The sequence below is a fragment of the Mycobacterium mantenii genome, from assembly GCF_001667865.1.
GTDB lineage: Bacteria > Actinomycetota > Actinomycetes > Mycobacteriales > Mycobacteriaceae > Mycobacterium > Mycobacterium mantenii_A.
Genome location: NZ_LZJP01000124.1, coordinates 77,553 through 85,876, shown reverse-complemented (window position 1 = coordinate 85,876; position 8,324 = coordinate 77,553). Strand labels below are relative to the sequence as shown.

Here is an 8,324-nt window from a genome sequence, read left to right as displayed (position 1 = left end):
AGGCCGTCACCGCCGCGGGCAGCGGCTGCTCGGCCGCCATCGACGCCGAACGCTGGCTCGCCGACCACGAAGAAACCAGCGCCGCCGCGCAAGGCGACGCCACCGAATTTCCTGGCAGTACCGACACATTGATTGGAGCACCACAATGACCGACGCCGAAAAAGCCGGGGCCACAGTAGAAGTCTCGGACGCGTCATTCTCCACCGACGTGCTGTCCAGCAATAAGCCTGTGCTGGTTGACTTTTGGGCCACGTGGTGCGGCCCGTGCAAGATGGTTGCGCCGGTCCTCGAGGAGATCGCCAGCGAGCGTGGCGAACACCTCACCGTCGCCAAGCTCGACGTGGATGCCAACCCCGAAACCGCACAGAACTTTCAGGTGGTCTCCATCCCCACCATGATCCTGTTCAAGGACGGGCAGCCGGTGAAGCGGATCGTCGGCGCGAAGGGCAAGGCGGCTTTGCTGCGGGAGCTTTCGGACGCGGTTCCCAACCTCGGCTGATCTCCGTTCATTTCCCCGCACCACGCCCCGCGAATGGCCTGGGGTTTTCCCGAATTTGCGAAGCGTCTGCGACAATACGGTCAGCTGTTGCCCAGATCTGAGCTTGTCTGTTAGTCCCGGAGGGCCCTTGGTATGTCGAGTCCGCGCCGCGAATACGGCGACGCGCTGCGCTGTGGTGACCGCAGCGCTGCTGTGACCGAGATCCGGGCGACGCTGGCCACCTTAGGCCTGCTCAACGGCTCCGAGGACGATCTCGACACCGGCCGGCACGTGGCCCTCGAGCTTTTCGATGCCGAGCTTGACCAGGCGGTCCGTGCCTTTCAACAGCATCGCGGCCTTCTGGTGGACGGCATCGTCGGCGAGGCCACCTACCGGGCGCTCAAGGAGGCGTCGTACCGGTTGGGTGCTCGCACGCTGTATCACCAATTCGGCGCCCCCCTGTTCGGCGACGACGTGGCCACGCTGCAGGCGCGGCTGCAGGACTTGGGTTTCTACACCGGCCTGGTCGATGGATACTTCGGGTTGCAGACCCACAACGCGTTGATGTCGTACCAGCGCGAGTACGGGCTGTCCGCCGACGGCATCTGCGGCCCGGAGACGTTGCGCTCCTTCCACTTCCTGAGTTCACGGGTCACCGGCGGATCCCCGCACGCGATCCGCGAAGAAGAGCTGGTTCGCTCATCCGGCCCGAAACTGTCAGGCAAGCGGATCATCATCGACCCGGGCCGCGGCGGCGCGGACCACGGCGCCATCATGCAGGGCCCGTCGGGACCGGTCAGCGAAGCAGATGTGTTGTGGGATTTGGCCAGCCGGCTCGAAGGGCGGATGGCCGCGATCGGCATGGAGACCTTCCTGTCGCGACCGGTCAACCGCAGTCCCCTCGATGCCGAACGCGCCGCCACCGCCAACAATGTCGGGGCCGACCTGATGATCAGCCTGCGCTGCGAAACTCAGGTCAGCGCCGCGGCCAACGGGGTGGCTTCCTTTCATTTCGGGAACTCGCACGGTTCGGTGTCCACCATCGGCCGTAATCTTGCCGACTTCATCCAGCGAGAAGTCGTGGCCCGCACCGGTTTACGGGACTGCCGCACGCACGGCCGGACGTGGGATCTGCTGCGCCTGACCCGGATGCCGACGGTGCAGGTCGACGTCGGCTACATCACCAACCCGCGTGATCGTTCGATGCTGGTCTCGACGCAGACGCGCGACGCCATCGCCGAGGGAATCCTCGCCGCGGTCAAGCGGCTCTACCTGTTGGGCAAAAACGACCGTCCCACAGGCACATTCACGTTCGCCGAGTTACTGGCTCACGAATTGTCGGTGGAACGCAGCAGCCACCTGGGCGGTTCCAACTAGCCATCCTGGGTGGTTTTCAACCGATTCACCGCGGTGGACCCGGCGCCGACCGGCTGCTCCAGATGCGCGTTCTCCAGCAAACGCTCCAGGGCCGCCTCCACTTCGGCCTTCCAGCCGAGGCCCTTGTCGAGCTCGAGCCGCAGCCGTGGGAAGTACGTATGTGGTGCCACCACAACGAATCCCGCGTCCTTCAGGAATTCGGCGTCCATGACGCAATGGTCCACCGAGCAGTCGCCGACGGCTTCCAGTACCGGCCGCACGTCGGGACCGACCAGGCGCGGATCCTGCAATTCCGAGGCCGCCGGGGTGCGGCCGAACGCTTCGAGTGCGCGCACGCCGCGTCGCACCAACTCATCGATGACCCGGGCGATCAAACCGTGCGGTAGGTCCTCGGCGGCCGGCCCGGGTTCAATGCCCATCGACGTCAACAACACGGCGTCCGCGGACACCGGGCCGGTCGGGAATCGCTGCGCCCGCGGCACCGCCCGCGGCGGGGCGTAGAAAACGTAGCCCAGGCACGGCGGCTCGGATTGGCTTCGCTCGTCGGGCACCGCGGTGGCAACCTGCCCGCAGGAACCCCACTCCAGCATCACCATCGACAGCCACGCTTCCTTTTCGAATTCGGGGTCGCTGAGATGATCCTGATTGCCGAGGGTCGCGGGATCGACCTCCCAGAAGACGCACCGGCGTGCGTGCTTGGGAAGCTGCTCGAATGCCTCGAGCCGTAGTGGCATGATTCGAGCGGACACTAGCCTCCTGGCTCCTGTGCGGTACTGCAGCCATCTGCACCGGCAACCCCTCCAGGATAAGAGAGGTGGTCGGGATCGGGCCAGCTTTCGCCTGGCCAGCGGGGTTGGCGCGGCCAACTGGCCCGCACCGACCGGGTGCAGCGCGCCGAACATCGAAAGTTGTTGATCCGCATGCCGTTTCGTCTAATCTGAGCAGCTGGCGCAGGCCGATTCCCCGTATTGACGGCCGCGGTGTCACAGTGACGTAATTACATGGTGTCCTTGGTCATGACTTGGGCGGGGACATGACGTCGATGATCCGCTGGAGGTCGTCCACCGAGCCGAACTCGACCACGATTTTCCCCTTGCGTTTGCCCAGACTGACGGTCACCCGGGTATCGAAGGCTGTGGAGAGCTTGTCAGCTACGTCTTGCAGGCCGGGCATCTGAATCGGCTTGCGGCGCGGGGCCGTCGGCGTGGCCGTGCCGGCCCGGTTGGCCAGCGTCACCGCCTCCTCGGTGGCCCGCACCGACAGGCCTTCGGCGACGATCCGGGTGGCCAGCTCCTCCTGCGCTTCGGGCCCGGCCTCCAGCGACAGCAGTGCGCGCGCGTGACCGGCGGACAGCACGCCGGCGGCCACGCGCCGTTGCACCGCGATCGGCAGCTTGAGCAACCGGATCATGTTGGTGATCAACGGCCGCGACCGGCCGATACGCGCGGCCAGTTCATCGTGGGTGACGCCGAATTCGTCGAGCAGCTGCTGGTAGGCGGCCGCCTCTTCCAACGGGTTCAGCTGTACCCGGTGGATGTTCTCCAACAGCGCGTCGCGGAGCAGATTGTCGTCACCGGTCTCGCGCACGATGGCCGGGATGGTCGCCAGACCGGCCTCTTGGGCCGCGCGCCAGCGCCGCTCCCCCATCACGATCTGGTAACGCGCACCGCTCGCCGAATCCTTGACCGCCCGCACCACGATCGGTTGCAAGAGGCCGAACTCGCGGATGGAGTGCACCAGCTCGGACAGCGCCTCCTCATCGAAGACCTGTCGCGGCTGACGCGGGTTGCGCTCGATGTCCGCCGGCGCGATTTCGCGATAAACCGCACCCATTGCCGACGCGTCCTGCGGCGGCGGTCCCCCGATCAAGACGTCGGCGGCGGCGTCGCCCATCCGCGGTCCGAGGGTCGCGGGTCCGGCGTCGCCGTCCGCGGGACCGGTCGGAATAAGCGAAGCCAGGCCCCGGCCGAGGCCACCCTTCTTGCGTAACGGCTGCGTCATGGTCGTCCCTTCGCGGATGGTGTTCAATCGCGCTCGGCGAGTTCGCGGCTCGCGTCGAGATAGCTCATCGCCCCGCGTGATCCGGGGTCGTAATCGATGATCGTCATGCTGTAGCCCGGCGCCTCGGAGACCTTGACGCTGCGCGGAATCACCGTGCGCAGCACCTTGGCCCCGAAGTATCGGCGCACCTCTTCGGCGACCTGGTCCGCGAGCTTGGTCCGGCCGTCGTACATGGTCAGCACCACGGTGCTGACCTCGAGCTTCGGATTGAGGTGCGCCTTCACCATCTCGATGTTGCGCATCAGCTGCGAGACACCCTCGAGGGCGTAGTACTCGCACTGGATCGGGATCATGACCTCCGGCGCGGCGACAAGCGCGTTGATGGTCAGCAGCCCAAGCGATGGCGGGCAGTCGATGAAGACGCAGTCGAAGTCGAGGCTGTCGAGCTCGGCCAACGCGGTGCGCAACCGGTTCTCGCGGGCCACCATGCTGACCAATTCGATCTCGGCGCCTGCCAGGTCGATCGTCGCCGGGATGCAGAACAGGCGTTCGTTATGCGGGCTCTGCCGCAGCGCGTCCTGCACGGAGACCTCGCCGAGCAAGACTTCGTATGAGGAGGGCGTCCCCGATTGCCGGTCGGTGATGCCGAGCGCCGTGCTCGCGTTGCCCTGCGGGTCGAGGTCGATGACTAGGGTCTTGAGTCCCTGCAGCGCGAGGGCGGCAGCGAGGTTGACGGCGGTGGTCGTCTTGCCGACGCCGCCCTTCTGGTTCGCGACCGTGAAGACTCGGCGATGGGGCGGCCGGCGCAATGGCGGGTAGGTGGTGTGGAGGACCCGCATCGCGCGTTCCGCGGCCGCACCGATCGGCGTATCGAATTCGTCGGCTGTTTCACGTGAAACATTCGCCGGTGCGCTCGGTGCGGGGGCCAACCCCGGCGGCGCGGAGGCCTCCGGATTCGCTGCGGCCGGAGCCGGAGCGGTCGCCTGCTGAACGTCCGCCGGTGCCTGGGGAGTCACCGGCCAATCTCCTGAAGAAGTCATCGGGTTCCGGCCTTCCCGGTCCGTGCCGGCTTGTGGTGTGGCGGCTTTCCGCGGCGCGCTGAAACTACGGTTGCGGGGGGACGCAAATAGTTCGCGCCACATGTCACCACCCTGACATCAGCGGCGCCCGATGCTGCCATCACACGCCGGTACTGTTCAACTTCGTCGGACGCACGCTCCCCCTTGATGGCGAGCATCCGTCCGTCGGGCCGTAGCAAGGGCAAGCTCCACTTCGTCAGCTTGTCCAACGAAGCGACCGCACGCGACACCGCAGCATCCCTCTCCCCGAACCGGTTACGCACCCCCGGTTCTTCCGCACGGCCGCGGACGACCTCGACGGCTAACCCTAGTTCGTTGACAACCTCGTTGAGAAATTCGCTGCGTCGCAGCAACGGCTCGAGCAAGACGACAGCGAGATCGGGCCGCGCGATCGCTAACGGTATCCCGGGCAGGCCCGCACCGCTGCCGATATCGATGATCCGCTCGCCCCGATCGAGCAACTCGGCGAGGGCCGCGCTGTTCAATATGTGGCGGTCCCAGATTCGGTCGACTTCCCGCGGACCGAGCAGACCGCGCTCGACCCCGACGGTCGCCAGAATCTCCGCGTATCGTTGGGCGATTCCAAGCCGCTCGCCGAAGACGGCGGCTGCGGAGTCTGGGACCGTGTCCGGGCCGGCACCCTCCGCCGAACGGCCCGCCGCGTCGTCGCCGGGGCCGACATGTTTCACGTGAAACATCCTCGAGTTGCAGGGCGCACGGTCAACCTTCGGAGGCGAACGACAGGAACTACACGGCTGTAACTTCTGGTGTTCAGTCGTGCAGGACGACGACGCGGCGCGCGGGCTCGACGCCCTCGCTTTCGCTGTGCACGCCCGCGACGGCGGCGACGGCGTCATGGACGATCTTGCGTTCGAACGGCGTCATCGGCGCGAGCTCTTCACGTTCGCCGGATTCGAGCACTCGGCGCGCGACCTTGTCGCCCAGCGCCGCCAATTCCTCCCGGCGCCGTCGCCGCCAGCTCGCGATGTCGAGCATCAAGCGGCTCCGTACGCCGGTCTTCTGGTGTACCGCCAGCCGGGTCAGTTCCTGCAGCGCGTCGAGCACCTCGCCGCCGCGGCCCACCAACTTGTTCAAGTCGTCGCTGCCGTCGATGCTCACGATCGCGCGGCTGCCCTCGACGTCCAAGTCGATGTCACCGTCGAAGTCCAACAGGTCCAACAACTCTTCGAGGTAGTCGCCGGCGATTTCGCCCTCCGCGACCAACCGGTCCTCCAGATCATCGACTTCCTCGGCGCCAGAACCCGCGGCATCCTCGACGGCCGATTGCGTGTCGAGCTCGGTGTCAACGTCGCGCTCGGTGGTGTCGGCGTCTGTCATGTCTTCTCTCCCTCATTTCATGGGCCCCGGCCCAATTGGGGTCGCCCTGTCGGGGCGGACCCGGTAGCTATTCCGCCCGTGTCAGCGTTTGCGTTTCTTCGGTCGGGCCCCGGGCCGCGGTGTGCGGTTGCTCGGGCCTTCGCTCGCTTTGGCCGCTGGGTCATCGGCCGTGTCGGACTCCGTCGCCGCGGAACCCGACCCGTCGGACTCCGCGGCGGGCGGCGGCGAACCGTTCTCGCCGGCCGTTGCCGCTTTAGGATTTCGCTTCGGCTTGGCACCCGGCGCCGGCGCATTCGCCGCGCGCCGCTGGATGGCTTCCTGCTTCTTGGCCTCGTCTTCCTTCTCGATCATCCCGAAGACGTAGTGCTGCTGCCCGAAGGTCCAGATGTTGTTGGCGAACCAATACAGGATGATCGCCAGCGGAAGAAACGGGCCACCGACCACCACGCCGAGCGGGAACACGTAGAGCGCGAGTTTATTCATCATCGCGGTCTGCGGGTTGGCCGCGGCCTCCGGGCTCTGCCGTGCCACCGATGCTCGGCTGTTGAAGTAGGTGGCGACGCCGGCCAGGATCATCACCGGCAGCCCGACCGCGATCACGGCCGGCCGGCTGAAGAAGGTGAACGCGTCCAGTCCGGTGCGCTGCGTCATGAAGGCGCCGATCGGTGCCCCGAACAGGTTGGCGTCCAGGAAGTGTCCGACGTCCGTCGGGGTGAAGACGTAGTTTCCGGTGAGGCGGTTCTGGGCCACCGACAGGTGCGGCTGACCGAATCCCCCGGTGGTCCGGTTGAACGAGCGCAACACGTGATACAGGCCGATGAAGACCGGGATCTGCGCCAGCATCGGCAGGCAGCCCAGGATCGGATTGAAGCCGTGCTCGCGCTGCAGCTTCTGCATCTCGAGCGCCATGCGCTGGCGATCCTTGCCGTACTTCTTCTGCAGCGCCTTGATCTGGGGCTGCAGTTCCTGCATCTGGCGCGTGGTCCGGATCTGCCGCACGAAGGGCTTGTACAACAGGGCCCGCAGGCTGAACACCAAGAACATCACCGACAGCGCCCAGGCGAAGAAGTTCGACGGCCCCAGCATCGAGGCGAACAACTTGTACCAGACCCACATGATCCACGACACCGGGTAGTAGACGAAGTCGAGGCTGAAGAAATCAAACAAAAGATCCACTCTCCCCTCGCGCCGCTCGGACAGCCCGAGCGTCGCTGGCATGTTGGCAATTCACGTGGCTTCCCGGGCGGTCCGGAATCGGATCCCAACCGCCTTCATGCCATGGACCGCACTTGGCGAGCCTGGCCACAGCCAACCAGCTCCCCCGAATCAGGCCGTACTCGTTGAGAGCGTCGACCGCGTACTGGCTGCAAGTCGGAACGAAGCGACACGTCGCCGGGCGTAGCGGCGACACCATATGCCGGTAGAGCTGGATCAGAAAAATCACTCCGCGCGCGGCCGTCCGCCCCGCATCGCGGGTGAACGTGCGCAGCTGCGCCACTGCTCTCATCGCTGGCTTCCCGCCGCCGGCATCCGTCGTAAACACCGGCGGAGTTCCTGCTCCAGCCGAGCCGAGGATGCGGTCCGGCTGCCGGGCAGCGCACGGATCACCAGCTGATCGGACTGGCCGAGCTCGCCCAGCAGGTTGCGCGCCACATGCCGCAGCCGGCGAGCGACCCGATGACGTTCCACGGCGGATCCGACGGGCTTGCCCACCACCAATCCGACGCGCGGTGGGTGGGCTTCGTCGCGGTCCTCCCCCCGCCGAAAGTGCACGACGACATCGGGCTGCGCCATACGCATCCCGTGCTTCACCGTCGCGTCAAAGTCAATTGACCGCGTCATGCGGTTGCGCGCGGAAAGCACCGCCGAAAACCTGAAGTTGCGATCAGGCAGAGAGCGCGCGACGACCCTTGCGGCGCCGACCGGATACGATCGCCCGTCCGGCCCGGGTGCGCATCCGAAGGCGGAAACCATGCACGCGGGCTCGGCGCCGGTTATTCGGCTGGAAGGTCCGCTTGCCCTTGGCCACGACGTTCTCCTCGTTGTGTTGC

Annotated in this window: 11 protein-coding genes and 1 pseudogene; 3 read left to right on the top strand and 9 right to left on the bottom strand. The window is 66.3% G+C overall.

What is annotated here, in order from left to right; all coding sequences use genetic code 11:
• From A5688_RS27475 to A5688_RS23735, 3 genes and pseudogenes are all read left to right on the top strand, one after another.
• A pseudogene (locus A5688_RS27475) lies at positions 1–149 on the top strand (thioredoxin-disulfide reductase); the annotation flags it as partial.
• Positions 146–499 (top strand): thioredoxin, encoded by a 354-nt coding sequence (gene trxA / locus A5688_RS23740; RefSeq protein ID WP_067835018.1) that lies wholly within the window; start codon positions 146–148, stop codon positions 497–499. The pseudogene A5688_RS27475 and the gene trxA, both read left to right, overlap by 4 nt.
• 132 nt (positions 500–631) lie before the next feature.
• A complete protein-coding gene (locus A5688_RS23735; RefSeq protein ID WP_067835017.1) occupies positions 632–1,855 on the top strand; it encodes an N-acetylmuramoyl-L-alanine amidase in 1,224 nt (407 codons plus the stop codon).
• On the opposite strand, the gene A5688_RS23730 is transcribed toward A5688_RS23735, so the two are convergent.
• From A5688_RS23730 to rpmH, 9 genes are all read right to left on the bottom strand, one after another.
• Positions 1,852–2,604 (bottom strand): acetyltransferase, encoded by a 753-nt coding sequence (locus A5688_RS23730; RefSeq protein WP_067835016.1) that lies wholly within the window; start codon positions 2,602–2,604, stop codon positions 1,852–1,854. The two genes, A5688_RS23735 and A5688_RS23730, sit on opposite strands and share 4 nt — an antisense overlap.
• Positions 2,605–2,869: 265 nt before the next feature.
• Positions 2,870–3,856, bottom strand: a complete 987-nt coding sequence (locus A5688_RS23725; protein WP_067835014.1) for a ParB/RepB/Spo0J family partition protein — start codon at positions 3,854–3,856, stop codon at positions 2,870–2,872.
• A 23-nt stretch (positions 3,857–3,879) separates the two neighbouring features.
• Complete coding sequence (locus A5688_RS23720) at positions 3,880–4,896, bottom strand: ParA family protein (RefSeq protein WP_120312234.1); 1,017 nt, start codon at positions 4,894–4,896, stop codon at positions 3,880–3,882.
• On the bottom strand, positions 4,893–5,633 hold the full coding sequence (rsmG, locus tag A5688_RS23715) for a 16S rRNA (guanine(527)-N(7))-methyltransferase RsmG (RefSeq protein ID WP_067914792.1): 741 nt from the start codon (positions 5,631–5,633) through the stop codon (positions 4,893–4,895). Before rsmG ends, A5688_RS23720 begins: the two co-directional genes overlap by 4 nt.
• 73 nt (positions 5,634–5,706) lie before the next feature.
• The gene (locus A5688_RS23710; RefSeq protein WP_067914794.1) at positions 5,707–6,273 is read right to left on the bottom strand and encodes a protein jag; all 567 of its coding nucleotides are present in this window, start codon (positions 6,271–6,273) and stop codon (positions 5,707–5,709) included.
• Positions 6,274–6,354: 81 nt separating this feature from the next.
• A complete protein-coding gene (gene yidC / locus A5688_RS23705; RefSeq protein ID WP_120312233.1) occupies positions 6,355–7,449 on the bottom strand; it encodes a membrane protein insertase YidC in 1,095 nt (364 codons plus the stop codon).
• Complete coding sequence (yidD, locus tag A5688_RS27135) at positions 7,433–7,780, bottom strand: membrane protein insertion efficiency factor YidD (RefSeq protein WP_082951231.1); 348 nt, start codon at positions 7,778–7,780, stop codon at positions 7,433–7,435. Before yidD ends, yidC begins: the two co-directional genes overlap by 17 nt.
• Entirely contained in the window at positions 7,777–8,136 is a 360-nt protein-coding gene (gene rnpA, locus A5688_RS23700; RefSeq protein ID WP_067835024.1) for a ribonuclease P protein component, read from the bottom strand. The genes yidD and rnpA overlap by 4 nt, the downstream gene beginning before the upstream one ends.
• Positions 8,137–8,158: 22 nt before the next feature.
• On the bottom strand, positions 8,159–8,302 hold the full coding sequence (gene rpmH / locus A5688_RS27130) for a 50S ribosomal protein L34 (RefSeq protein ID WP_003874369.1): 144 nt from the start codon (positions 8,300–8,302) through the stop codon (positions 8,159–8,161).
• Positions 8,303–8,324: the final 22 nt, after the last annotated feature.